Origin of the sequence: Gemmobacter lanyuensis (assembly GCF_014652355.1) — a bacterium.
GTDB classification, from domain to species: Bacteria; Pseudomonadota; Alphaproteobacteria; order Rhodobacterales; family Rhodobacteraceae; genus Gemmobacter; species Gemmobacter lanyuensis.
Genome location: NZ_BMYQ01000001.1, coordinates 668,840 through 693,335, shown reverse-complemented (window position 1 = coordinate 693,335; position 24,496 = coordinate 668,840). Strand labels below are relative to the sequence as shown.

The following is a 24,496-nucleotide window of genomic DNA, read 5'->3' as shown; positions in this document are numbered from 1 at the left end:
GGGGTCAGCGCAGCAGCTGATCCACCAACCCCATGATGGCCAGAACCTCAAGCGTGTCCGGATCGACGCGATAGAGGTAGCCGTCATTGGCGTAATAGGTGCCGTCCGGCATGCCGTAATCCTGCGGATTGGCGAGAAGAATGTAATCGCCGGTCATGCGTTCGCCCACGTTGTAGCTTTGCTTGGCAAGCCCGGGCGGGACGCAGGCGGGGTTCTTTTTCGCCAGACCGGGCGGGCAGGATTGCACATGGCGCGGGCCGCCATCCGCAGGTCCGTTGCCGCGGCTGTGGCCGTTGCCTTTGCCGTTCCCCTCGGCCCAGGCCGGGCCAAGGGCCAGGCACAGGGCCGCAAGGGCGAGAATGGGTGTGCTGCGGTGGGTCATGGTCACGCTCCGAGGTTTCGCAAAAGTCTTAGACAGGCGCAACGCGCGGCGACAGCCTTGGGTTGCGCCTTTCTCCTCGGGGTGGCGATCCGTTGCCGACGGTGGGTCAGGCCTGACGCGGACAGCTGCTCAGCCCAAGGATCGTGTAGAGCGGACAGCTTGACAAAATCCCGGTCAGCAGCGGGACGATTCCGATGAGCTTGGCCCAGTGCCAGAAGCCGCTGCCCTGATCGACGAAGAACCACAGGATCAGCGCCGCGCCGATGACGATTCGCAGGATGCGGTCGATGCCGCCGACATTCTTGGTCATGATCTTTCCCTTTCCCATTGCGCCCGTCAGACGGGCGGGCAGGAACAGGCTAACATCCGTGGGATGCGCTGTCTGTGATCAGGTCACATCCGCAGTGGCAATGCGCGAAAGCCCCTCGGGGTCAATCAGATGGACGCAGCCGCGTTCGGTGGTGATCAGGCCCCGACGCGCCAGACCCTCAAGCTTGCGCGACACCACCTCACGCGCCGAACCGATCTGGGTGGCAAGCTCGCCCTGCGTGGCGCGCACCACGCGGTCCTGCGCCAGATGCAGCAGCGCGGCCGCAAGGCGGCTTTCGACACGCACAAAGGCCACCTGTTCCAGCAGACGGGTCATATCGGCCATGCGATTGCCAAAGGCCTGAAAGACAAGGCTGCGGAACTGGGCCGAAGCCTCCATCAGCCGCAGGAAAGCCGCGCGGGGCACCATCACCGCGCGGCAGTCGGTCGCCGTGACCGCCGCGCCGGAATAGGTGCCGGGGCCGAGAAGACCGAGCGTCGTCTGCACGCAAGTTTCGCCGGGCTCGACGGCATAGAGCAGGATCTCGCGCCCGCTTGGCCCGGTCAGGAACACCTCGACCCGGCCTTGCAGCAGGATCAGGAAGCCCTCGGCCCGGTCGCCGGGGTGGAACAGCGGTTGGCCCGCGGGCAGCTGCCGCACAGGCAGGCGCTGAAGCTCGGCCCGGTGATCGGGGGCAAGCCGGTGGAAGTCTGTCTCTGCGGTCCAGTCCATGCGGGCAGGAAACAGGGGTGGGCGGGGGCAGGTCAAGCCCCCCGCCGCCCTCGGGCCATCTCAGCCGCGATTGCGGGCGACAAAGCGGGGCAGCATGGCTGAAAAATCCATCCCGCGGCCGTCTTCCTCTTCCACGAAGCGGCGATACAGCTCGGCCGCAAGCGCGCCCATCGGGGTATCGGCATCGGCGCCCTCGGCCGCCTGTTGCGACAGCCGCAGGTCTTTCAGCATCAGATCGGCGGCAAAGCCGGGTTTGTAGCCATTGTCGGCGGGCGAGGCCGGGCCGACGCCCGGTGCCGGGCAATAGGCATTCATCGACCAGCTCGACCCGGACGAGGTCGAGACGACATCGAACATTTTCTGCCGGTCAAGGCCCAGCTTGTCAGCCAAGGCAAAGGCTTCGCAGGTGGCGATCATGGTCACGCCGAGGATCATGTTGTTGCAGATCTTCGCCGCCTGACCCGCGCCCGAGGCGCCGCAATGCACCGTCTTGCGCCCCATCACATCCAGCAGCGGGGTGATGCGGGCGAAGGCGCCGTCGCTGCCGCCCACCATAAAGGTCAGCGTTCCGGCCTGCGCGCCGCCGATCCCGCCCGACACCGGGGCATCCATCGCCTCAAGCCCTGCTGCACGTGCCTGTGCATCCACCGCGCGCGCGCTTTCGACATCGACGGTCGAACAATCACACAGCAACGCGCCGGGGGCCATCGCGGGGATGACCTCGGCCGCGACGGCGCGCAGGATCGCGCCATTGGGCAGCATGGTGATCACCACCTCGGCGCCGCGTGCGGCTTCGGCCGCCGAGGGCGCTGCCACCACCCCTTCGGGCATGGGGGCCTGCGGGTCATGGCCGCGCACCTGATGCCCCGCCTTGGCGAGGTTGGCGGCCATCGGCCCGCCCATATTGCCCAATCCGATGAAGGCGATCTGCATGGCTTACTCCGAAAATGTCAGGGCGTCGGGGCCGAGGGGTGCAAGCAGTTGCGCCACCTCGTCCGGGGTTACGTCTTCGGCGCGGGCATGGCGCCAGCGCGGCTTGCGGTCCTTGTCGATGATCATCGCGCGGATGCCTTCAAGGAAATCCGACTGGGCCTGCGCGCGATGGGTGAAATTGTATTCCTCGGACAGCGCGTGGCGCAGGTCGGGAGTGGGGCCAAGGCGGCGCAGATGTTCCAGCGTGCAGGCGGCGGCCAGGGGCGAGACGCGGGCCAGCGCCTTCAGGGCCTCGCGCGCAAATTCGCTGTCCTGCTGATCCAGCCCAGCGACCAGCGCGGCCAGCGTGGGGGCATCAAAGAGCCTGTCAATCTCGGCCCGCAGGGCGGGAAGACGGCTGGGGGCCGGGGGCGGCAGATCAGGGATCAGGCCCATGTCACCGGTGGCGCAGAGCGCGCTGATCAGCCGTGGCCAGTCGGCCTCAGGGACGAAGCGGTCGGCAAAGCCTGCGTGAATTGCATCGGCAGGGCCAAGCCGCGCGCCGGTCAGGCCCGCCCAAGTGCCGATCTTGCCGGGCGCGCGGGCCAGAATGGCCGATCCGCCCACATCCGGCACAAGGCCGATGCCACATTCCGGCATGGCGATCTGTGCGCTTTCCCCCACGATCCGCAGGCGGGCATGGCAGGCCACCCCCACGCCACCGCCCATGCAGAACCCCTGAATGAAGCTGATCACGGGCTTGCCATATTCGGCGATGCGGGCATTCATGCGGTATTCATCGCGCCAGAATTCCTGCCCATAGGCAAAGTTCCCGCGCGTGCCTTCGGCGTAAAGTTCGGCAATGTCGCCGCCCGCGCAAAAGGCGCGGTCGCCCGTGGCATCCAGGATCACAAGGGTCACGGCCGGGTCCGTGGCCCAGTCGCGCAGCGCGGCATCCAGCGCCTTGCACATGGCATAGGACAGCGCATTGAGCGCCTGCGGCCGGTTCAGCGTGATGCGCCCGGCCTGGCCTTCGCGGCGGATCAGGATATCGGTCATGGCTTTGCCCCGTTCACGCCTGCGCCGCCTGCAAATCGCGGGCGATGATCAGACGCATGATTTCATTGGTGCCTTCCAGAATTTGATGCACCCGCAGATCACGCACAATCTTTTCGATGCCGTAATCGGCCAGATAGCCATAGCCGCCATGCAGCTGGAGGCACTGGTTGGCAACTTCGAAGGCGGCATCGGTCACGTAAAGCTTGGCCATGGCGCAGAACTTCGTGGCATCGGGCGCGGCCTGATCCAGCTTCCAGGCCGCTTGGCGCAGGAAGATGCGGGCGCTTTGAAGCTGCACCTCCAGATCCGCCAGACGGAATTGCAGCGCCTGAAATTGATCGAGGCTTTGGCCAAAGGCGCGGCGTTCGGCCATGTAGCGGCGCGTCGCGTCAAAGGCCGCTTGCGCGCCACCGAGGGCACAGGCCGCGATGTTCAGCCGCCCGCCATCCAGCCCCGCCATGGCATAGGAAAATCCGCGCCCTTCGGCCCCGATCAGGTGATCGGCTGGCACGGGGCAGGCATCGAGCTGCACCTGCCGCGTCGGCTGCGCGCGCCAGCCCATCTTGTGCTCCAGCCCCCCGAACGAAAGGCCGGGGCTGCCTGCCATCACCGCCAGCGCCGAAATGCCGCGCGCGCCATCGCCCCCGGTGCGGGCCATGACGATATAACCGTCGGAATATCCCCCGCCCGAGATGAAGGCCTTGGTCCCTGTGACCGACCAGCCGGCCTCGGTCGCCGTGGCCCGGCAGCGCAGCGCCGCCGCATCCGACCCCGACCCCGGTTCCGTCAGGCAATAGGACCAGACCGTCTTCATGCGGCACAGATCGGGCAGCAGTTGCGCCTTCAGATCGGGGCTGGCGTAGCGGTCGATCATGCCGCCGCACATATTGTGGATCGACAGGAAGGCCGCGACCGAAGGGCAGGCCATCGACAGCGCCTCGAACACCAGGGTCGCATCCAGCCGCGAAAGGCCCGAGCCGCCGAAATCTTCCGACACATAAATCCCGCCCAGGCCCAGTTCGGCCAGCTTGGGCCAAAGCGCGCGGGGGATGGTGCCATCCTCTTCCCAGCTGCGGGCGAAGGGGGCGATGTGGTCCTGCCCGAAGGCATGGGCCATGTCGAAGATGGCCTCTTGTTCCTCTGTCAGGGCGAAGTCCATGCCTGCCTCCGGAATTAATTGAACATTTGTTTATTTCTGGCGTGAGGGACCGGATTCGGCAAGCAGAAAATGCAGCAATTGCCGATGTTTGCGCCAACAGCCGCGCGCAATGGAAAAAGGGGCGAGGCATTGCTGCCTCGCCCCCCCAAGATGCGGGTCGATGTGACCTCGGATCAGTCCAGCGCCTTGAAGTTCAGCGCCGCACCTTCCTTGATGCCCGAGAACCAGCGCGCGGTCACGGTCTTGGTCTTGGTGTAGAAGCGGAAGGCATCGGGGCCATACTGGTTCAGGTCGCCGAAGGCCGATTTCTTCCAGCCGCCGAAGCTGTAGTAGGACAGCGGCACCGGGATCGGGAAGTTGATGCCGACCATGCCGACATTCACGCGGCTGGCGAAATCGCGGGCGGTATCGCCATCGGCGGTGAAGATCGCCGTGCCGTTGCCGTATTCATTGTCCATGATCAGCTGCAGCGCATCTTCATAGGTTTCGGCACGGACGGTCGACAGCACCGGCCCGAAGATCTCTTGCTTGTAGATCTCCATGTCGCGGGTCACGTTGTCAAACAGCGAGGCGCCGACGAAGAAGCCGTTTTCATAGCCCTGGATCTTCAGGTTGCGGCCATCGACCACCAGCTTCGCGCCCTGTTCCACGCCCGAGTTGATCAGGCCAAGGATCCGCTCCTGCGAGGCTTTGGTGATGACCGGCCCGAAGTCCACGTCATTGCCAGCGGTATAGGGGCCGACTTTCAGCTTTTCGATGCGCGGCACCAGCTTTTCGATCAGCGCATCGGCGGTTTTCTGACCCACCGGCACCGCGACCGAGATCGCCATGCAGCGTTCGCCCGCCGCGCCATAGCCCGCACCGATCAGCGCGTCGGCAGCCTTGTCGAGGTCGGCGTCCGGCATGATGATCATGTGGTTCTTCGCGCCGCCGAAGCACTGGGCGCGCTTGCCGTTGGTGGCGGCACGACCATAGATGTATTGCGCGATCGGGGTCGAACCCACAAAGCCCACGGCCTGGATGGTCGGGTGGTCGAGCAGGCCGTCCACGACGCCCTTGTCACCGTTCACCACCTGCAGCACGCCATCGGGCAGGCCCGCTTCCTGGGCCAGCTGCGCCAGTAGCAGCGAGGTCGAGGGGCAACGCTCGGACGGTTTCAGGATCATGGCGTTCCCGGCCGAAAGCGCGGGGCCCATTTTCCACAGCGGGATCATGGCGGGGAAGTTGAAGGGGGTGATGCCCGCAACCACGCCCAGCGGCTGGCGCATGGCGTAAAGGTCGATGCCCGGACCGGCGCTGTCGGTGTATTCACCTTTCAGCTGCGCGGCGAGACCCATGCAAACCTCGATCACTTCCAGACCGCGCTGCACGTCGCCGCGGGCGTCGGGCAGGGTCTTGCCGTGTTCGACCGACACCAGCTCGGCCAGCTTGTCCATGTTCTGGTTGATAAGGGCGCCGAAGGCCATCATTACGCGCGCACGGCGCTGCGGGTTGGTGGCTGCCCATTTCACCTGCGCCTTTTCGGCATCGGCAATGGCCTGGTTCAGCTCGGCTTCGCTGGCCAGCGCGACACGCGCCTGCACTTCGCCGGTGGCCGGGTTATAGACATCGGCGAAGCGGCCCGAGGTGCCCGCAACCAGCTTGCCGTTGATCCAGTGTCCGATCTCTTTCATGGGGTCCTCCCGAATTCATCTGGCGGCACAATAGCCTTGCAAATTCGCTTGAAGAAGGGGCAAGATTTCAAAAGGGTTTTGCATTTCTGCAAAGGTGATGTTGTTGGACTGGGATGACCTGAAGCTGTTTCTGGCGGTCGCGCGCGCGGAAAGCCTGTCGGGGGCGGGCAAGGTCTTGCGGGTGGACCCGGCGACCGTGGGCCGGCGGGTCGCGCGGCTGGAAGAGGCCTTGGGCGCGCGGCTGTTCGTGAAAAGTCCGCAGGGCTATGCCCTGACCGAAGAAGGCGCGCGCATCCTGACCCATGCCGAGCGCGCCGAACAGGCCGTGCTGGGCGCAACCGAGGAATTGCGCGGCACCCAGGGCCTGACCGGGCAAATTCGCATCGGGGCGCCGGATGGTTGTGCAAATTACCTGCTGCCGCAGGTTCTTGCCGCGATCTGCGACGAAAACCCGGGGCTCGAGGTGCAGATCGTGGCGCTGCCGCGCGTCTTCAACCTGTCCAAGCGGGAAGCGGATATGGCGATTGCGGTGTCGCGTCCGTCCACCGGGCGGCTGACGGTGCAGAAGCTTGCGGATTATCGGCTGACGCTTGCGGCCTCGCGCGGGTATCTGGACAGCCACCCGGCCATTACCCGGCTTGAGGATCTGCGCCATCATCGCATCGTCGGCTATATCCCCGACATGATCTTCGACAAGGAACTCGATTACCTCAGCCATCTGGGGCTGGATCATGTGCCGCTCGCCTCGAACTCCGTCTCGGTGCAGCTGAACTGGCTGCGGCACGGGGCGGGGGTTGGGGTCGTGCATGATTTCGCGCGTCCCGCCGCGCCAGAGCTGGGCCGATTGTTGCCGGAGGTGCGGTTGATCCGGTCTTTCTGGTTGATCCGCCATGCCGATGACGTGCGTGTGGAGCGATTGAATCGCTTTGCCGATCTTCTCGCAGCGGGAGTCCGCAAAGAAGTGTTGCGCCTGGAAGCTTCGACTTGACATAAAATTTCGTAAGGGCGAGGCTTTCCTTATGAGGAGAAGGAGAAGCCCATGCACGTCTCGCAGATTCTGAAAACCAAGTCGGATGATGGTGTTGTGACCGTTACCCCCGGGACCAGCGTGGCCGAGGTGGCGCATGTGCTTTCCATGCGCCGGATCGGGGCGGTGATCGTTTCGCCCGATGGCAAGCGCGTGGTGGGGATTGTTTCGGAACGCGACATCGTCCGCGAACTGGGCCGCCGCGGCCCCACCTGCCTTGGCGATGCCGTCGATACGCTGATGACGGCGAAAATCGTCAGCTGCGCGCGCGATGACACCACCAATACCGTGCTGCAGAAGATGACCGACGGCCGCTTCCGCCACATGCCGGTAATGGAGGACGAAGAGATGGTCGGCCTGATTTCCATCGGGGATGTGGTGAAAGCCCGCCTGACCGAGCTTGCCGCCGAGAAAGATGCGCTGGAGGGGATGATCAAGGGGTTCTGACCCGCTGCTGCGGCGCGGCGCTTTCGCTCTTGCAAAGCGCCGCGCAATATTGTTGCGTGTGGTCAGGCACTTGAGGGGGGAGCCCATGCGCATCGGTCTTTATCCGGGAACCTTTGACCCGATCACGCTGGGCCATGTCGATATCATCCAGCGCGCTGTGCCGCTGGTGGATCGGCTGGTGATCGGTGTTGCGATCAACCGCGACAAGGGGCCACTGTTCAGCCTGGAAGAACGCGTGGCCATGGTCGAGGCCGAATGCGCCAAGGTCACCGCGCAAATCGGCGGCGAAATAGTGGTCCATCCGTTTGAAAACCTGCTCATCGACTGCGCGCGCGATGTGAACGCCTCGGTCATCGTGCGGGGGCTGCGGGCAGTGGCGGATTTCGAATATGAATTCCAGATGGTGGGGATGAACCGCGCGCTCGACAGCAGTATCGAGACGGTGTTCCTCATGGCGGATGCGCGGCGGCAGGCGATTGCCTCGAAGCTGGTAAAGGAAATCGCCCGGTTGGGGGGCGATGTATCAAAATTCGTGACTCCGGCCGTGCAAACGGCGCTGCGCGCCCGGTTCGACTGATCCGCCGGGCAGGGGCCGCGCCTCAGGCGCGGCCGTAGACGGCCTCATGGGCGATGCGGTCCGCGTCGCCGGGGTAGATATTCAGATCCAGCGCCACATCCAGCGGCAGGCGGGCGATTTCGTCGCGCGTGCGGATGAAGCGGGCGCGGCGTTCGGCAGCGGCTTTCAGCGCGTCAATCAGGGTCAGCATCGGGTGTTCCTTTCCACGGTCCGTGGGCATCGCCGGGGGCCGGATGCCCCTGACCCTTTCAAGATGGGGTGGGCGCAGCAGTCCAGCAACCCGCCCCAAGGCAATGCTGCGTTGCAGCAGCCGCATGGCGTGACCAAGCAAAAAGGGCGCCCGAAGGCGCCCTGTTCCACAGAATCTCCGAAGGATCAGATCAGCTTGCCCATTGCGACAGCGGTATCCGCCATGCGGTTCGAGAAGCCCCATTCATTGTCATACCAGGACAGGATCGACACGAAGGTGCCATCCATCACCTTGGTCTGGTCCATGTGGAAGACCGAGGAGTGGGGGTCATGGTTGAAGTCCGAGGACACGTTCTTGTAGTTCGTGTAGCCCAGAATGCCCTTCAGCGGGCCTTCGGCGGCGGCTTTGATGGCCTCGTTGATCTCGGCCACGCTGGTTTCGCGCTTGGCGATGAATTTCAGATCCACGACCGAGACATTCGGCGTCGGCACGCGGATGGCAAAGCCGTCCAGCTTGCCCTTCAGCTCGGGCAGGACCAGACCCACGGCCTTGGCGGCCCCGGTCGAGGTCGGGATCATCGACAGCGCCGCGGCGCGTGCGCGGTAAAGATCCTTGTGCATCGTATCCAGCGTCGGCTGGTCGCCGGTGTAGCTGTGGATCGTGGTCATCATGCCTTTTTCGATGCCGACCACATCATGCAGCACCTTCGCCACCGGCGAGAGGCAGTTGGTCGTGCAGGAGGCGTTCGACACGATCAGGTCATCCTTGGTCAGCGTGTCATGGTTCACGCCATAGACGATGGTCTTGTCCGCGCCGTCGCCGGGGGCCGAAATCAGCACGCGCTTGGCGCCATTTTCCAGATGCGCCAGGCATTTTTCCTTGCTGGTGAAGATGCCGGTGCATTCCATCACCACATCGACATCGCCCCAGGGCAGGTCGGCGGGGTTGCGAAGCGCCGTCACGCGCATGGGGCCGCGGCCCACGTCGATCGTGTCTTCGGTGGTGGTCACTTGGGCCGGGAAGCGGCCATGGACCGAATCAAAACGCAGCAGATGCGCGTTGGTTTCGACCGGGCCGAGATCGTTGATCGCGACCACCTCGATGTCGGTCCGCCCCGATTCGATGATGCCCCGCAGCACGTTGCGCCCGATGCGCCCGAACCCGTTGATTGCGACTTTGACCGTCATGTCTGCCTCCTGAGCCATGCCATTTCATGCCCCGCGACTCGCAGGGGTCGTTGCTAGCGCTAACATGGTCGGAACGGCACAGGATGCAACTGAATTCCGCACCATCAGCGCCAGAATATCAGATATTCGGTCAGATCGAGAATCTTGCGTGCCAGAAACAGAACAACCTCTCCGCCATTGACGAAGAGGTCGAGCGCGATCAATGCCGCGATGAGAAGCCCGAGGACGAGCGCAAAACGGTCGGTCACGACCCCTCCGTTACTGGAGGAGCCGCCCCATCGCCCCGGCCACATCGGCCATCCGGCAGGAGAAGCCCCATTCATTGTCATACCAAGCCAGCACGCGGACGGTGCGGCCACCCACGACCTTGGTCTGGTCAGGGGCAAAGATAGACGATTGCGGGGTGTGGTTGAAGTCGATCGAAACCTTCGGTTCCGGATCATAGGCCAGAACCATGCCCATGTAGCCGGCGGCGGCTTCGCGGACGATCTCGTTCACGTCATGGACGGTGACGTCCTTGCTGGCGACGAAGGTCAGGTCCACGGCGCTGACGTTCGGGGTGGGGACGCGGATGGCAGAGCCGTCGAGCTTGCCCTTCAGTTCCGGCAGCACCTCACCGATGGCCTTGGCGGCGCCGGTCGAGGTCGGGATCATCGCCATGGCCGCGGCGCGGGCGCGGTAAAGATCCTTGTGGCGACGGTCCAGCGTGGGCTGGTCGCCGGTGTAGCTGTGGATCGTGGTCATGATGCCCGATTCAATGCCGATGGCATCGTTCAGCACCTTGGCCAGCGGCGCCAGGCAGTTGGTGGTGCAAGAGCCATTCGACACCACGAGGTGATCCAGGCTCAGCTGGCGGTGGTTCACGCCGTAAACAACCGTCTTGTCGGCGTTTTTCGCGGGGGCCGACACCAGAACGCGCTTGGCGCCACGGCCGAGGTGGACGGCGGCCTTGTCACGGTCGTTGAATTTGCCGGTGCATTCCAGCACGACATCGACGCCTTCCCAATCCAGCTCATCCGGGTTGTAGGTCGACATCACGCGGATCGGGCCGCGGCCCAGGTCCATCGTATTGCCTTCCACCTTGACGGTGCCGGGGAAGCGGCCATGAACGCTGTCATACTTCAGCAGATGGGCATTGGTTTCGATCGGGCCGGTTGCGTTGATCGCGACGACCTGCACGTCGTTGCGCCCCGATTCCGCGATATGCGCCAGCGTGCAGCGCCCGATGCGGCCAAAGCCATTGATGCCGATGGTGATGGTCATGTCTCGCGTCTCCGTTTGGTCAGCCCCGCTGCATTGGGCTGGCTATAACTTGGAGTGCTGCAGTCGCAAAGTAAAAAAGCGACTGTTTTTCAGTATGTTAGCGCAAACTTTGGCTGTTTTCGCTAACATGGCCCTGTGGAAGGCATCTTTCCGCCGGGACAATGCGTTGGTAGTCTGACCGGGAATGCGCGCGGGGAGATGACGGATGAGTGGTTTGCTGGCCTTGCTGGATGATGTGGCGGCCATCGCGAAAGTGGCGGCTGCGTCCGTCGATGATGTAGCGGCGGCGGCGGCCAAGGCCGGGTCCAAGGCAGCGGGGGTCGTGATTGACGATGCGGCGGTGACGCCGAAATATGTCCATGGCTTTTCTGCGGATCGTGAATTGCCGATCATCTGGCGGATTTCCTTGGGCAGTCTGCGCAACAAGCTGATCATTCTCTTGCCGGGGCTTCTGCTGCTCAGTGCGGTGGCGCCTTGGGTGATCACGCCGCTTCTGATGCTGGGCGGGGCTTATCTTTGCTTCGAGGGGGCCGAAAAGGTGGCCCATGCGCTGTTCCCCCATGCCGATGCGGAGGTGGAGGCCGATTTCGACACGCATGATCCCGCCCATCTGGAAGAGGAAAAGGTTGCAGGGGCGATCAAGACCGATTTCATCCTGTCGGCGGAAATCATGACCATCGCGCTGGCCGCGATTCCCGATGGCACGCTGTGGATCGAGGCGTTGACGCTGGCGCTGGTGGGGGTGCTGATCACGGCTGCGGTGTACGGGGCGGTCGCGCTGATCGTGAAGATGGACGACATCGGCCTGCATATGGTGGGCCGGTCCCGTACCGCGCTGGGGCGGGGGCTGGGCCGGGGGTTGGTGGTGGCGATGCCGCAACTGATGGCGATCCTGTCCACGGTCGGGACGCTTGCGATGCTGTGGGTCGGCGGCAATATCCTGATCCATGGCCTGCACGACCTGGGCCAGCACGAACCCTATGAGACGATCCATCATCTTGCGGAAATCGTCGCACATGATGCGCCTGCTGCCCTTGTGGGGGTAACGAAATGGTTCATTACGGCGCTGTGCGACGGGGTGCTGGGTCTGGCCCTCGGGATGCTGCTGATCCCGGTTGCGACGCGCGTCATCGGGCCGGTGATGGCCCGGCTCACAGGGCGCAAACCTGCTGCCCACTGAACCCCGACACGGGTATGAAAAAGGCCGCGCAATCTGCGCGGCCTTTCTGTTTCAATGCCTTGACGGCAGGCGCTGCACTCAGAGCAGCGCCTTGGCCTTCGCGACAGTGGCCTCGGCGGTGATGCCGAATTCCTTGTAAAGGCGGTCGGCCGGGGCCGAGGCGCCGAACGAGGCCATGCCGACGAAATCGGCCTTGGCTTCGCGCCCGCGCTCACCCAGCAGCCAGCGATCCCAGCCTTGGCGCACGCCGGCCTCGATGGCGATCCGGGCCGGACCCGCCGGAAGAACCTTCTTGCGATAGGCTTCGTCCTGGGCCGCAAACAGCTCCATGCAGGGCATGGAAACGACGCGGGTGCCGATGCCTTCGGCTTCAAGCATCTCGCGCGCCTGCATGGCGATCTCGACCTCGGACCCGGTGGCGATCAGGATGACCTGACGCTTGCCGGTCGCCTCGGCCAGAACATAGGCGCCCTTGGCCGACAGGTTCTGGTTGGTGTGCTTGGTACGGACCGGGGTCACGTTCTGACGCGACAGGGCCAGAACCGAGGGCGTGGTCTGCGTCGAGAGCGCCAGTTCCCAGGCCTCGGCCACTTCGACCAGATCGGCCGGGCGGAAGACCCAGGTGTTCGGCGTGGCGCGGCTGATCGCCAGATGCTCGACCGGCTGGTGGGTCGGGCCATCTTCGCCCAGACCGATGCTGTCATGCGTCATCACATAGACGACCGGCACCTGCATCAGCGCCGACAGACGCATCGACGGGCGGGCGTAATCGGTGAAGCACATGAAGGTGCCGCTATAGGGGCGCACGCCGCCATGCAGGGCCATGCCGTTCATCGCGGCGGCCATGCCATGTTCGCGGATGCCCCAATAGACGTAGCGGCCCTTGCGGTTCAGCGGGTCGAACACGCCCAGATCCGCGGTCTTGGTGTTGTTCGATCCGGTCAGGTCTGCCGAACCGCCGATGGTTTCGGGGGCGACGGGGTTCACGGCGGCCAGCACGACCTCCGAGGCCGAACGGGTGGCCATCTTCTTGGGCGCTTCGGCGGCGGCCTTCTTCACGCTGCGGATCGCGGCGCCAAGTTTGGGCGAAGCCTCGCCCGTGAACAGGCGGTTGAATTCGGCCTGTTTGCCGGCGGGCAGGGTGGCCAGACGGCTTTCCCATTCGCGACGGGTGGCCTGACCGCGGGCGCCGATGGCCTCCCACGCGGCTTTTACATCGGCCGGGATCTCGAAGGGGCCGTGGTCCCAGCCATAGGCGGCGCGGGTATCGGCGATCAGCTGCTTGTCGGTCAGCGCGCCGTGGCCTTTCGAGGTATCCTGCGCGCTCGACCCCAGGGCGATATGCGTCTTGCAGGCGATCATCGCCGGGCGCGGCGATTTCTTGGCGGCGGTGATGGCCTCATCAATGGCGACCGGATCATGGCCGTCACATTCGAACACATCCCAGCCCGAGGCGGCGAAACGCGCCTTCTGGTCGGTCACGTCCGACAGCTCGACCTTGCCGTCGATGGTGATGCCATTGTCATCCCACAGCACGATCAGGCGCGACAGCTGATGCTTGCCCGCGATGCCGATGGCCTCTTGGCTGACACCTTCCATCAGGCAGCCATCGCCCGCGATGACATAGGTGTAATGGTCCATCACTTTGGCGCCATAGCGCGCGCGCAGCGATTCTTCGGCCATGGCAAAGCCCACGGCGTTGGAAATGCCCTGACCCAGCGGGCCGGTGGTGGTTTCCACACCGTCCAGATGGCCATATTCCGGATGGCCCGCCGTGCGTGCGCCCCACTGGCGGAAGTTCTTCAGCTGATCGAGGCTGGCCTGCGCGTAGCCCGTCAGATGCAGCAGGCTGTAGATCAGCATCGAACCATGGCCCGCCGACAGGATGAACCGGTCACGGTTGGGCCATTTCGGCGCGGTAGGATCAAAACTCAGGTGCTTCTCGAACAGCACGGTGGCGACATCGGCCATGCCCATCGGCATGCCGGAATGGCCGGAATTGGCCGCGGCGACGGCATCCAGCGTCAGGACGCGGATGGCGCAGGCTTTCTTCCAGTGGTCGGGGTGCTGGGCGCGCAGGCTGGCGATATCCAAGGCGGAAATCCTCAAGAAGTGACGGGCTCTCGCCCCGGTCCATAACAGTCCAAGCGCCAAGATCAAGCGCGGCGGGCCGCCCCGGTGGCGAAAATCCCCGTTTGGGGGGGTAATCCCCCGGTTCTTTACGCTAAGATCGGGAAAAACACGCGTGGCGCGATTCGTCCGCGGCCTTCGGGCGGCGGTGATGCGCTTGCGCAAATCGAAGAAGGCACAGAGCATGACTGAACTGCCAGAGCTGGAAAGACGCATCTCCGCCGCGCTGAGGCGCATTGGCGATGGGCTGGACCGGCTGCCTGCGGCGGAACCTGCCGCTCCCGCGGATGATGCGGCGCTGCGTATTGCGGCGCAGGAAATTGCCCGGCTGAAGGCCGAACTTGCGGCCGCACAGGCGGCGGCAGCCATTCCCGCCGCCGCCCCCGATCCCGAGGCTGCAGGCCTGCGCGCGCGGGTTGAGGAACTGACCCGCCAGCTGGATGATCAGGGGCTGGAGCTGAGCCGGATGCGGCAGACCACCATCCAGCTGCGCGAAACGCTGCGTGCAATGCGGGAACAACAGCAGGGGCAGGTCGAGGCGCATCTGCTGAACAAGGCGATGCTGGCCGAGCTGGAGGCGCTGCGTGCCGTCCGCGCCTCTGAGGTGATCGAGCTGGAACAGCTGATCTCTGAACTGGTCCCCATCCTTGAGGCCAATGCAGACCAGACACCGCCCCTTGCCGAGGAGACGACAGATGCCTGAGGTCGAAATCATCATCGGTGGCCGCAGCTTTGCCGTGGCCTGCCAAGAGGGCGAGGAACATTTCCTGCAATCCGCCGCAGCGCTTCTGGATGCCGAAGCCACGCCGCTGGTGCAGCAGATGGGGCGCATCCCGGAAGGGCGCATGTTGCTGATGGCGGGGCTGATGCTGGCCGATCGCATGGCCGGGGCCGAGGATGAGCTGCGCCTCTTGCGCGACCGCGTGGCAGAGCTTGAGGCCCAGCCCGCCCCGGAACCGGTCGAGATCGAAGTGCCGGTCATCCCGCCCCAGGTGGCCCAGACCATGGCTGCACTGGCCGAACAGGCCGAGGCGCTGGCCAACCGTCTGGAAGAAAAACTGGCCTGACAGCAAAAAGCCCGCCAATCGGCGGGCTTTTCCTTGGGTCTGGGGGCCGGATCAGGCGTTGGCCGCGCGGATCTTTTCGGCGGCATCCTTGTCATAGGCGATGCCGTTCGTTTCAAACAGCGCATCCAGTTCACCCGAAAGGGTCATTTCGGTGACGATGTCGCAGCCGCCGACGAATTCGCCCTTGACGTAAAGCTGCGGGATGGTCGGCCAATCTGAGAAGTCCTTGATGCCTTGGCGGATTTCCGCATCGGCCAGCACGTTCACATCGGCGAAGTCCACGCCCATGTAATTCAGCACCCCCGCCACGCGCGAGGAGAAGCCGCATTGCGGCATCATCTTGGTGCCCTTCATGAACAGCACCACGTCATTCTTCTGGATCGTCTCGCGGATCTGGTCCTGAGCGCTCATGTCCTATCGTCCTTGATCTGGCCGAACCCCGGTGAAAGCGGGTGGCACGGGTTTGTCTTTCACCAAGGGCGCCCCGGTGCGGGGTGCCCGGCTGCGGTCCCGGTGGTTATTCCGGGGCCTTGGTCGTCAGCGCGAGGGCGTGAAGTTCGCCGTGCGCGCCATCCATCTTGCCCTTCAGGCTGGCATAGACCGCGCGCTGTTGCTGCACGCGGTTCATACCCTTGAAACTTTCGTCGATCACCTCGGCCGCCCAGTGATTGCCGTCTCCGGCGAGGTCGGTGATGGTGATCTTCGCATTCGGGAAGCTTTCCCGGATCAGCGCTTCGATATCCTTGCCTTCCATGGGCATGTGGTCGTCTCCTGTCCTTCCCCTTCAATCTAGGGCGCGCGGGCAGGGGCCGCAAGGCACGGCGTCAGCTCAGCGCCTGCCATTCCTGTCGCAGCATGCCGTAAAGCATCAGGTCCACGGTCCGCCCCATTGCCGGGCGGAACCAATGATCGCGCAACCGCCCCTCCAGCGTGAAACCGGCGCGCACATAGGCCCGCTGCGCGCGCAGGTTTTCGCCCGAAGCATCCAGCCAAAGCCGTTCGGCCCCCAGCGTGGCAAAGGCGTAATCGACCAATGCGCGCAGGAAGGCCGCGCCTTCACCCTGACCCGCACGGGCCAGCGCAAGGCGTCGCAGCTCAACCCGGCCCGAGGGATCGCCGATTTCACAGAAAAGGCCCAGCCCGGCAGGACCAGCCTGATCCTCCCAGATCAGCAGGCGGCACCCCGGATCGGCCAGATAGGCGGCCAGCCGGTCATCGGGTTCATCGGTGATGTAAGGCGCATAATCCGGGCGCTGCGCCAGCGCCCGGATGAAGGGGAAATCGGCCGGCGTTGCAGGCCGAAGCGTCATTCGATCGCGGAGGCGAAGGCCGAACGATACAGCGACGACAGCTCTGCCAGCGGGGCGGCATCAGCACCAAAGGCCACCTGATCGCCGCCGAACTGACCGACCAGCGCCAGCGGCACACCCGCCGCCGAAGCCGCCGCCTGCAGCGCCTGCAGATCGGATTGGGCCACGGCCACCAGATAGCGGGCCTGATCCTCGCCAAAGAGGAAGGCGGTTTCCGCGCTGTCCACGCGCAGGCCAAGACCCGCACCTTCGGCCATTTCAAAGGCCGCCAGCGCCAGACCACCGTCGCCGAGGTCGGTCGCGGCGCGCACCAGCTTGCGGTTGGCGCGCAGGAATTCGCCATTGCGCTTTTCTGCCGCCAGATCAACGGCCGGGGCATCGCCCGCTTCGATCCCGAAGGCTTCGGCCAGCAGGGCGGATTGGCCCAGATGGCCCGCGGTCGCGCCAATCACAACCGCCAGATCGCCATCGACCGGCTGACCCGCGATCAGATCGTCAAGCGAGGAGAGCAGACCCACGGCACCGATCGTGGGCGTGGGCAGAATGGCCGAGCCGTCGGTTTCGTTATAGAGCGAGACGTTGCCCGACACGATCGGCATGTCCAGCGCCGCAACGGCCGCGCCGATCCCTTTGATGGCACCGACGAACTGGCCCATGATCTCGGGCTTTTCGGGGTTGCCGAAGTTCAGGTTGTCGGTCGTGGCCAGGGGCAGGGCGCCCACGGCGGTCAGGTTGCGATAGGCCTCGGCCACGGCCTGCTTGCCGCCCTCGAAGGGATTGGCCTTGACGTAGCGCGGGGTCACGTCGCTGGTGAAGGCCAGCGCCTTGCCCGTGCCATGCACGCGCACCACACCTGCGGCCATGCCGGGGCGGACCACGGTATCGGCACCCACCTGGCAATCATACTGTTCCCAGACCCAGGCCTTGTGGGCATAGCTCGGGCTGCCGATCAGGGCGCGCAGACCGGCGATGGCGCCGATGGCCGGAACCTCGCCCAGGGGCGCAGCCGCCGGGGTTTCCACCCAGGGGCGGTCATATTCGGGCGCATTCGACGACAGTTTCGACAGTGGCAGATCGGCCTTCACTTCATTGCCGTGCAGGATGAGGAAGCGGTCCTCGGGGATCGTTTCGCCCACGATGGCGAAGTCGAGATCCCATTTTTCAAAGATCGCGCGGGCCTCGGCCTCTTTCTCGGGCTTCAGCACCATGAGCATCCGCTCCTGGCTTTCCGACAGCATCATCTCATAGGCGGTCATCGCGGCTTCGCGCTGCGGCACGGCGTCGAGGTTCAGCTTGATGCCAAGCCCGCCCTTGTCGCCCATTTCCACGGCCGAGCAGGTCAGGCCCGCGGCGCCCATGTCCTGGATCGAGATCACGGCACCCGAACCCATCAGCTCGAGGCTGGCTTCCAGCAGGCGCTTTTCGGTGAAGGGGTCGCCGACCTGCACGGTCGGGCGTTTCTCTTCGATCGACTCATCGAATTCAGCCGAGGCCATGGTCGCCCCGCCCACGCCGTCGCGGCCGGTCTTGGCGCCCAGATAGACGACGGGCATGCCCACGCCCGAGGCGATCGAATAGAAGATCTTGTCACTGTCGGCGATGCCCGCGGCAAAGGCGTTCACAAGGCAGTTGCCGTTATAGGCGCGATGGAAGCGGACCTCGCCGCCCACGGTCGGAACGCCGAAGGCATTGCCATAAGCGCCGATGCCTTCCACGACACCTTTGACCAGATGGCTGGTCTTGGGGTGGGCAGGCACGCCGAAGGACAGCGCGTTCATCGCGGCAATCGGGCGGGCGCCCATGGTGAAGACGTCGCGCAGGATGCCGCCCACGCCGGTCGCGGCGCCCTGATGCGGTTCGATGTACGAGGGGTGGTTATGGCTTTCCATCTTGAAGATGACAGCCTGACCATCGCCGATATCCACCACGCCCGCGTTTTCGCCGGGGCCGCAGATGACCTGCGGGCCGGTGGTCGGCAGGGTCCGCAGCCATTTCTTCGACGATTTGTAGGAACAATGTTCGTTCCACATGGCCGAGAAGATGCCCAGCTCGGTGAAGGTCGGCTCGCGGCCGATGATGTCAAGGATGCGCTGATATTCGTCGGGCTTCAGGCCATGCGAAGCGATCAGCTCGGGGGTGATTGCGGGTTCGTTCATGGCCTTCCCTCATCCTTTGATGCCTTGCGCGGCCTCTTAGGGCAAAGGCGCCGCAAGGGAAAGGGCCAAGGCAGTGGGGCATGGCATTTTTGCCGCGTGGCAGGCGGCAATGCCCGCCGAGTCGCAGCTTTGCGGGATCGCGCCCCTTCCGGTGTCGCCCGCTTTCCCGGCAAGGGCCATGCTGCGCTGCCGCATCGCTGGGCGATTTCAGAAAACACCCCGGAAAATAAAAAAAAGGCCGAGCAGAAGCTCGGCCCTAGTCCAACAGGGAGGTATGAAGGCTGTGAGAGAGAAACTCGATCACCGCCTTCGAGGTTGGATTTAGGCTTGCCGGCGGTTCCGTGCAAGGGCGAACATGCTGCGGGTGCGGCATGGCCGCCATGCACTATCTGCATGGCTTGCCCTGTGGTTGTATTTACGCCGGGTGCTGCTTGCGAAAGGCGAAGATTTCTTCGGTCACGAAATCACGGAAGGCGCCCACACGTTTGGAATGGCGCAGCTCCTCGGGATAGGCGAGGAAGACCGGCACTTCATTCGACTCTGTATCCGGCAGCACGCGCACCAGATGCGGGAAATCGTCGGTGACGTAATCGGGCAGCACGCCGATGCCCACATTGTTCAGCACGCCCTGCAGCACGCCGAAATAGTTGTTCACCGTCAGGGTGGACGGGATGTCGTTGCTCATCAGCTGGGCGACGAGCAGCGCGCCCGCGGCCACCTGTGCGGTGCCGGCGTGCTGGCAGATCAGCCGGTGCTGGTTGAAATCCACCATCGACGTGGGCGTGCCATGTTCCGCCAGATATTCCGGCGAGGCGTAAAGCCGCATGCGGATGTTCATCAGCCGCCGCCGGATCAGGTCGGCCTGGCTCGGCTCCTTCATGCGGATGGCAACATCGGCCTCACGCATGGGCAGGTCGAGCACGCGTTCCTCCAGCATGAGGTCGATCTTCAGCGCCGGATATTTCTTGTAAAGCTTCGCCAGGCGCGGCGCGAGCCAGAGCGTGCCAAAGCCCGTGGTCGTGGTCACGCGCAATTCGCCAAAGACCTCATCCTCGCTGTCGCGGATGCGGGCGGCGGTGGCTTCCAGCCGTTTCACCATCGCCTGCGTGGCTTCGAACAGCAGTTCGCCCTGTTCCGTCAGGATCAGGCCGCGCGCATGGCGGTGGAAGAGGGTGACGTTCAGGCTTTCTTCAAGCGCGCGGATCTGGCGGCTGACGGCGGACTGGCTGAGGTGCAGGGTATCGCCCGCATGGGTCAGGCTGCCCGCATCCGCTACCGCGTGAAAAATTCTCAGCTTGTCCCAGTCCATCGCCTTATCCGGTTCATTTTGCTCGACGCTAACATTGCGGTCCTACTTAGTCACGGAAATGTGCCTGTAAATGGAAGAACGGATGAATTTCCCGAAGATAAGACGGGATTTGCCGGATTTGGCGTGAAATCGCCGCCCGGGTGCGCGCATCGGCCGCGAAAAGCGAATTTGGCGCGCGTTGCGGCCCGCGGTCGGGGCGCTGCGGCCACGGCTGTGGTGGATTTCCCCCGTCTTGCTCCTTAAGACCTTTCGTCAGGGTCGCCCGAATCCTATGATGGCGGCCAAAGCGTTGCGACGCATCAGATAACCCGGTCGCGGGAGGGCAGTCATGGCAGTAGGCGTATTCGATTCAGGTCTTGGGGGGCTGACGGTTCTGGACGCGGTATCGCGGCGTCTGCCCGATGTGCCCTTCGTCTATTTCGGGGACAATGCCCATGCACCCTATGGTGTGCGGACCCATGACGACATCTTCAACCTGACCTGTGCCGCGACGGAACGCCTGTGGGAAGAAGGCTGCGATCTGGTCATTCTGGCCTGCAACACCGCCTCGGCTGCCGCTTTGAAACGGATGCAGGAAACCTGGCTGCCCAAGAACAAGCGGGTGCTGGGGGTGTTTGTCCCGCTGATCGAGGCGCTGACCGAACGCCAATGGGGCGACAACAGCCCGCCGCGCGAAGTGGCGGTCAAGCATGTGGCGCTGTTCGCCACCCCCGCCACCGTCGCCAGCCGCGCCTTCCAGCGGGAACTGGCGTTCCGTGCCATCGGTGTGGACGTCGAGGCGCAGCCCTGCGGCGGCGTGGTCGATGCGATCGAACAGGGGGATGAGATCCTGGCCGAGGCGCTGGTCCGCAGCCATGTCGAGGCGCTGAAACGCCGGATGCCGCGCCCCGAAGCCGCCATTCTGGGTTGCACCCATTACCCGCTGATGCAACGGGCCTTCCAGGATGCGCTTGGGGCCGATGTGAAGGTCTATAGCCAGGCCAATCTGGTGGCCGAAAGCCTTGCCGATTATCTGGTGCGGCGGCCGGAATTCATCGGGGCAGGGACGCAGTCGAAATTCCTGACGACGGGCGATCCGGCCTATGTTTCCTCCAAGGCGACGCAATTCCTGCGCCGTCAGATCACGTTCGAGGCCGCCTGAGATGTGGGATGCCGCCGGTTGGGAGCAGTGGAAAGCGGATCGTCTGGCGGCGCTGACCGCCGCGGATGGCTGGCTGAACCTGACCGACCGCCTGCCGATGGAGCCGGGCCGCTGGACCGTTGGCCGCGCGGCGGAAAATGATCTGGTCCTGTCGGTGGGGCCGGATCATCTGGGCGTGCTGGAGCTGCGCGCCGATCTGGGGGCCAGCCTTTCTGATCCGACGGGGGTGCAGGATTTTGCGCCCGAACCCGATACCCCGGCGCGGCTTCGCGTCGCAGGGCTGCTGCTTGAAATCCATATTGTCGAAGGCGCGGCCGCGCTGCGGGTGCGGCTGATCGATCATCCCGCGCGGTGCGGCTTTCCGGGCCTGACGCTTTACCCGTTCGATCCGGCCTGGGTGATCCGTGCCGATTGGGTCGCGCTGGAAACCCCGGTGTCGCGGGCGGTTGAAATGGTACGCGGTGCGACCGATACCGTGACGCAAACCCATGTCGCGCGCTTTTCCCATGCGGGGCATGATCTTGCACTGGTCCCGACCCATGTGAAGGCGGGCAAACCCATGTTCGTGATCCGCGATCTGACCAGCGGGTCGGAAACCTATGGCGCCTCGCGGTTTCTGATCGGGGTGGTTGAGGGGGATCAGGTCATTCTGGATTTCAACCGCGCCCATAATCCGCCTTGCGCCTTTACCGAACATGCCATCTGCCCGCTGCCGCCGCCCGAAAACCGGCTGCCGTTTGCCCTGCGCGTCGGAGAGTTGAAACCCGCCGCGCACTAAGCGCTTGCATCAGCGCCCCATGCGCCGCAAACAGGGCGCGATTTTCCCATTCTGTCAGGGGCAGGCCATGAAGAAGCGCATCGCAATCCTCGGGGCATCCGGTTACACGGGGGCGGAGCTTGTCCGCCTGATCGCCACCCATCCGCGTCTGGACATCGTCGCGCTGTCGGGTGATCGCAAGGCGGGGATGGAGATGGCCTCGGTCTTTCCCTTCCTGCGCCATCTGAACCTGCCCAAGCTCTGCAAGATCGAAGAGATCGATTTTGCCAAGGTCGATCTGGCCTTCTGCGCGCTGCCGCATGCGACCTCGCAGGCGGTGATCGCCAAACTGCCGCGCGATCTGCGGATCGTGGACCTTTCGGCCGATTTCCGGCTGCGGGATGTGGCGGAATATGAAAAATGGTATGGTCAGCCCCATGCCGCGCCCGATCTGCAGGCCGAGGCGGTGTATGGCCTGACCGAATTCTACCGCGAGGACATTCGCGCCGCGCGGCTGGTGGCCGGTACGGGCTGCAATGCCGCGACCGGGCAATATGCCCTGCGCCCGCTGATCGAGGCGGGGTGCATCGATCTGGATGACATCCTGATCGACCTCAAGGCCGGTGTTTCGGGGGCGGGGCGCAGCCTGAAGGAAAACCTGCTGCATGCCGAGCTGTCGGAGGGCACCCACAGCTATTCTGCCGGTGGCAAGCACCGCCATCTGGGGGAATTCGATCAGGAATTCAGCAAGATCGCGGGCCGCCCGGTGCTGGTGCAGTTCACCCCGCACCTGTCGCCCATGAACCGCGGCATCCTGGCCAGCGTCTATGTGAAGGGCGACCCGCAGACCGTCTGGTCGACGCTGGAATCCCGCTATGCGCTGGAACCCTTCATCGAGGTGCTACCTTTCGGCGCACTCCCCTCGACACGCGACATCCGCGGGTCCAATTTCTGTCACATCGGCGTGGTCGGGGATCGGATTCCCGGCCGGACGCTGGTGGTGGCGGTGCTGGACAATCTGACCAAGGGCAGCTCGGGTCAGGCACTTCAGAACGCCAACCTGATGTTGGGGCTTGAGGAGACCGAGGGGCTGATGCTGGCCCCCGTCTTCCCGTGAGGGGACCATGAAGGGACTGAAGAAGACGCGCCGGATCCAGATCATCGCGCTGGCCTTCGTGGCGCTGGCGGGATCGACGGCGCTGATCGGCTATGCGATGCGCGACGGGATCAACTTTTTCCGCGCGCCCGCGCAGGTCGTGAGCGACCCGCCCGAGGCGGGTGAGGTGTTCCGTCTGGGCGGGCTGGTCGAAAAGGGCAGCCTTGTCCGCGGGCAGGGCGAAACCGTGACCTTCCGCGTGACGGACGGGGCCGAGGTCGTGCCGGTCGCCTTTACCGGCGTGCTGCCCGACCTTTTCACCGAAGGGCAGGGCATGATCGGCACGGGCGAGATGGTGGATGGCGTCTTTCAGGCGACCGAAATCCTCGCCAAGCATGATGAAACCTATATGCCCAAAGAGGTCATAGACGCACTGAAAGAGCAGGGCGTCTATGAGGACCCCGCCAAGGGCGGCAGCTGACGCGCGCTGCCCTAACGGCTTTTTGGTAATCCTGCCGCAGCCTGTCCCCCGTGCAGCATGGGGGCAGGCCGATGCAGGAAATCCGACAACTCGCGCAAGAGATCGTGGCCCGGGAAGGGGGCTTCGTGAATGATCCCGCTGATCCCGGCGGGGCAACGAAATACGGCGTGACGCTGGCCACGTTGCAGGGTCTGCGCCGCGATCTGACTGGGGATGGGCGGGTCACGCTGGCCGACCTGCGCGCCTTGACCCGGGATCAGGCGGCCGAGATCTTCATTCAGCACTATTTCCATGCGCCCCGACTGGGGGATTTGCCGGTCTGTCTGCAGCCTGCGGTCTTTGACATGCAGGTCAATGCCGGGCGTCAGGCCATCCGCATCTTGCAGCGCCTGCTGACCCAGCTGGGCTGGCCGCTGGTCGCGGATGGGCAGGTGGGGCCCCGCACCGCCGCTGCGGCGCAGGCCGCCGCGCAGGCGATGCCCGAGGGGCTGGCCGATGCCTATGGGGCCGCGCGACGCGATTACTACTATGCCCTGGGCGATCAGCGGCCGGCCAGCCGCAAGTATTGTCTGCGCCGCGATGGCGGCAAGGGCGGCTGGATCCTGCGGGCCGAGGCCTTCATGTCGCCCGCAACTCATCTGACCGCGGCAGAGCATCAGGCGCGGGTGGCGGCATGGCGCTAGGCTGGGCCGGGGTGAAGCCCCTTCTGACGCGCCTGACCCCCCGCGCGATCCCCGGTCCGGCGCAATTGCCGGGCGTGGTGGGATGGTTTCTGGTGGCGGCAGCCTTTGCCGATCCACCCGGCTATTCCGCCGCGATGGCAGCCCTGCGCGCCACGCCCGCACCGCTTTGGGCCGCGGTTCTGGTGACAATCGCGGCGCAAACCCTGGGTGCGATGCGCCGAAAGCGGCGCTGAACTTGACCCGCCTTCCGCCCTCTGGCATGTGCCAA

General features: G+C 64.6%; 29 protein-coding genes. 12 read left to right on the top strand and 17 right to left on the bottom strand.

All coding sequences use genetic code 11. The features are described from left to right. Positions 1–4: 4 nt before the first annotated feature. The 7 genes from IE101_RS03365 to IE101_RS03335 all read right to left on the bottom strand — a co-directional run bounded on the left by IE101_RS03365 (position 5) and on the right by IE101_RS03335 (position 6,227). Entirely contained in the window at positions 5–382 is a 378-nt protein-coding gene (locus tag IE101_RS03365) for a hypothetical protein (protein WP_229804004.1), read from the bottom strand. Between the two features lie 106 nt (positions 383–488). Then, the gene (locus IE101_RS03360; protein ID WP_444542713.1) at positions 489–692 is read right to left on the bottom strand and encodes a YgaP family membrane protein; all 204 of its coding nucleotides are present in this window, start codon (positions 690–692) and stop codon (positions 489–491) included. A 78-nt stretch (positions 693–770) separates the two neighbouring features. Further along, positions 771–1,424: a Crp/Fnr family transcriptional regulator gene (locus tag IE101_RS03355; protein WP_189632363.1), complete on the bottom strand. Its 654-nt coding sequence runs from the start codon at positions 1,422–1,424 to the stop codon at positions 771–773. Between the two features lie 60 nt (positions 1,425–1,484). Next, entirely contained in the window at positions 1,485–2,357 is an 873-nt protein-coding gene (mmsB, locus tag IE101_RS03350; RefSeq protein WP_189632362.1) for a 3-hydroxyisobutyrate dehydrogenase, read from the bottom strand. Between the two features lie 3 nt (positions 2,358–2,360). Next, positions 2,361–3,395 (bottom strand): enoyl-CoA hydratase/isomerase family protein, encoded by a 1,035-nt coding sequence (locus IE101_RS03345; RefSeq protein WP_189632361.1) that lies wholly within the window; start codon positions 3,393–3,395, stop codon positions 2,361–2,363. Between the two features lie 13 nt (positions 3,396–3,408). Continuing rightward, positions 3,409–4,554 carry an acyl-CoA dehydrogenase family protein gene (locus tag IE101_RS03340; protein ID WP_189632360.1) on the bottom strand — a complete coding sequence of 382 codons (1,146 nt, stop codon included), beginning with the start codon at positions 4,552–4,554 and terminating at the stop codon, positions 3,409–3,411. Between the two features lie 173 nt (positions 4,555–4,727). Then, on the bottom strand, positions 4,728–6,227 hold the full coding sequence (locus IE101_RS03335; RefSeq protein WP_189632359.1) for a CoA-acylating methylmalonate-semialdehyde dehydrogenase: 1,500 nt from the start codon (positions 6,225–6,227) through the stop codon (positions 4,728–4,730). Positions 6,228–6,330: 103 nt separating this feature from the next. Between IE101_RS03335 and IE101_RS03330 the strand changes: the two genes are divergently transcribed. The 3 genes from IE101_RS03330 to coaD all read left to right on the top strand — a co-directional run bounded on the left by IE101_RS03330 (position 6,331) and on the right by coaD (position 8,278). Next, positions 6,331–7,215 (top strand): LysR family transcriptional regulator, encoded by an 885-nt coding sequence (locus tag IE101_RS03330; RefSeq protein ID WP_189632358.1) that lies wholly within the window; start codon positions 6,331–6,333, stop codon positions 7,213–7,215. Positions 7,216–7,266: 51 nt separating this feature from the next. Continuing rightward, complete coding sequence (locus IE101_RS03325; protein ID WP_189632357.1) at positions 7,267–7,701, top strand: CBS domain-containing protein; 435 nt, start codon at positions 7,267–7,269, stop codon at positions 7,699–7,701. A gap of 85 nt (positions 7,702–7,786) precedes the next feature. Then, the gene (gene coaD / locus IE101_RS03320) at positions 7,787–8,278 is read left to right on the top strand and encodes a pantetheine-phosphate adenylyltransferase (RefSeq protein ID WP_189632356.1); all 492 of its coding nucleotides are present in this window, start codon (positions 7,787–7,789) and stop codon (positions 8,276–8,278) included. 22 nt (positions 8,279–8,300) lie between these two features. Here coaD and IE101_RS03315 read toward each other — a convergent pair whose 3' ends face one another. From IE101_RS03315 to gap (IE101_RS03300), 4 genes are all read right to left on the bottom strand, one after another. Continuing rightward, a complete protein-coding gene (locus IE101_RS03315; RefSeq protein WP_189632355.1) occupies positions 8,301–8,468 on the bottom strand; it encodes a hypothetical protein in 168 nt (55 codons plus the stop codon). 185 nt (positions 8,469–8,653) lie between these two features. After that, the gene (gene gap / locus IE101_RS03310) at positions 8,654–9,655 is read right to left on the bottom strand and encodes a type I glyceraldehyde-3-phosphate dehydrogenase (RefSeq protein ID WP_189632354.1); all 1,002 of its coding nucleotides are present in this window, start codon (positions 9,653–9,655) and stop codon (positions 8,654–8,656) included. Positions 9,656–9,759: 104 nt separating this feature from the next. Beyond that, positions 9,760–9,903, bottom strand: coding sequence for a hypothetical protein (locus IE101_RS03305; RefSeq protein ID WP_189632353.1), 144 nt, complete (start codon positions 9,901–9,903; stop codon positions 9,760–9,762). Positions 9,904–9,913: 10 nt separating this feature from the next. Next, on the bottom strand, positions 9,914–10,918 hold the full coding sequence (gap, locus tag IE101_RS03300; RefSeq protein ID WP_189632352.1) for a type I glyceraldehyde-3-phosphate dehydrogenase: 1,005 nt from the start codon (positions 10,916–10,918) through the stop codon (positions 9,914–9,916). A gap of 205 nt (positions 10,919–11,123) precedes the next feature. On the opposite strand from gap (IE101_RS03300), the gene IE101_RS03295 reads away from it, so the two are divergent. Beyond that, positions 11,124–12,098 carry a DUF808 domain-containing protein gene (locus IE101_RS03295; protein WP_189632351.1) on the top strand — a complete coding sequence of 325 codons (975 nt, stop codon included), beginning with the start codon at positions 11,124–11,126 and terminating at the stop codon, positions 12,096–12,098. 78 nt (positions 12,099–12,176) lie between these two features. Here IE101_RS03295 and tkt read toward each other — a convergent pair whose 3' ends face one another. Next, positions 12,177–14,192, bottom strand: a complete 2,016-nt coding sequence (tkt, locus tag IE101_RS03290) for a transketolase (protein WP_189632350.1) — start codon at positions 14,190–14,192, stop codon at positions 12,177–12,179. Between the two features lie 220 nt (positions 14,193–14,412). Between tkt and IE101_RS03285 the strand changes: the two genes are divergently transcribed. Both IE101_RS03285 and IE101_RS03280 read left to right on the top strand, forming a co-directional pair. Continuing rightward, positions 14,413–14,931: a hypothetical protein gene (locus IE101_RS03285; protein ID WP_189632349.1), complete on the top strand. Its 519-nt coding sequence runs from the start codon at positions 14,413–14,415 to the stop codon at positions 14,929–14,931. Continuing rightward, entirely contained in the window at positions 14,924–15,295 is a 372-nt protein-coding gene (locus IE101_RS03280; protein WP_189632348.1) for a cell division protein ZapA, read from the top strand. Before IE101_RS03285 ends, IE101_RS03280 begins: the two co-directional genes overlap by 8 nt. A 51-nt stretch (positions 15,296–15,346) precedes the next feature. On the opposite strand, the gene grxD is transcribed toward IE101_RS03280, so the two are convergent. From grxD to IE101_RS03255, 5 genes are all read right to left on the bottom strand, one after another. Beyond that, the gene (gene grxD / locus IE101_RS03275) at positions 15,347–15,706 is read right to left on the bottom strand and encodes a Grx4 family monothiol glutaredoxin (protein WP_189632347.1); all 360 of its coding nucleotides are present in this window, start codon (positions 15,704–15,706) and stop codon (positions 15,347–15,349) included. 106 nt (positions 15,707–15,812) lie between these two features. Then, positions 15,813–16,055 (bottom strand): BolA/IbaG family iron-sulfur metabolism protein, encoded by a 243-nt coding sequence (locus IE101_RS03270; protein ID WP_189632346.1) that lies wholly within the window; start codon positions 16,053–16,055, stop codon positions 15,813–15,815. Positions 16,056–16,119: 64 nt separating this feature from the next. After that, positions 16,120–16,605: a GNAT family N-acetyltransferase gene (locus IE101_RS03265; RefSeq protein WP_189632345.1), complete on the bottom strand. Its 486-nt coding sequence runs from the start codon at positions 16,603–16,605 to the stop codon at positions 16,120–16,122. Continuing rightward, the gene (purL, locus tag IE101_RS03260) at positions 16,602–18,761 is read right to left on the bottom strand and encodes a phosphoribosylformylglycinamidine synthase subunit PurL (protein WP_189632344.1); all 2,160 of its coding nucleotides are present in this window, start codon (positions 18,759–18,761) and stop codon (positions 16,602–16,604) included. Before purL ends, IE101_RS03265 begins: the two co-directional genes overlap by 4 nt. 415 nt (positions 18,762–19,176) lie before the next feature. Next, positions 19,177–20,070, bottom strand: a complete 894-nt coding sequence (locus IE101_RS03255; protein ID WP_189632343.1) for a LysR family transcriptional regulator — start codon at positions 20,068–20,070, stop codon at positions 19,177–19,179. Between the two features lie 328 nt (positions 20,071–20,398). On the opposite strand from IE101_RS03255, the gene IE101_RS03250 reads away from it, so the two are divergent. The 6 genes from IE101_RS03250 to IE101_RS03225 all read left to right on the top strand — a co-directional run bounded on the left by IE101_RS03250 (position 20,399) and on the right by IE101_RS03225 (position 24,461). After that, on the top strand, positions 20,399–21,211 hold the full coding sequence (locus IE101_RS03250; protein WP_189632342.1) for a glutamate racemase: 813 nt from the start codon (positions 20,399–20,401) through the stop codon (positions 21,209–21,211). 1 nt (position 21,212) lies between these two features. Next, positions 21,213–21,989, top strand: a complete 777-nt coding sequence (locus IE101_RS03245) for a DUF1684 domain-containing protein (RefSeq protein WP_189632341.1) — start codon at positions 21,213–21,215, stop codon at positions 21,987–21,989. A gap of 67 nt (positions 21,990–22,056) precedes the next feature. Next, entirely contained in the window at positions 22,057–23,085 is a 1,029-nt protein-coding gene (gene argC, locus IE101_RS03240) for an N-acetyl-gamma-glutamyl-phosphate reductase (protein ID WP_189632340.1), read from the top strand. Between the two features lie 7 nt (positions 23,086–23,092). Then, a complete protein-coding gene (gene ccmE / locus IE101_RS03235) occupies positions 23,093–23,545 on the top strand; it encodes a cytochrome c maturation protein CcmE (protein ID WP_189632339.1) in 453 nt (150 codons plus the stop codon). 71 nt (positions 23,546–23,616) lie between these two features. After that, complete coding sequence (locus IE101_RS03230; protein WP_189632338.1) at positions 23,617–24,228, top strand: holin-associated N-acetylmuramidase; 612 nt, start codon at positions 23,617–23,619, stop codon at positions 24,226–24,228. Next, positions 24,219–24,461 (top strand): hypothetical protein, encoded by a 243-nt coding sequence (locus IE101_RS03225; RefSeq protein WP_189632337.1) that lies wholly within the window; start codon positions 24,219–24,221, stop codon positions 24,459–24,461. Before IE101_RS03230 ends, IE101_RS03225 begins: the two co-directional genes overlap by 10 nt. Positions 24,462–24,496 lie beyond the last annotated feature (35 nt).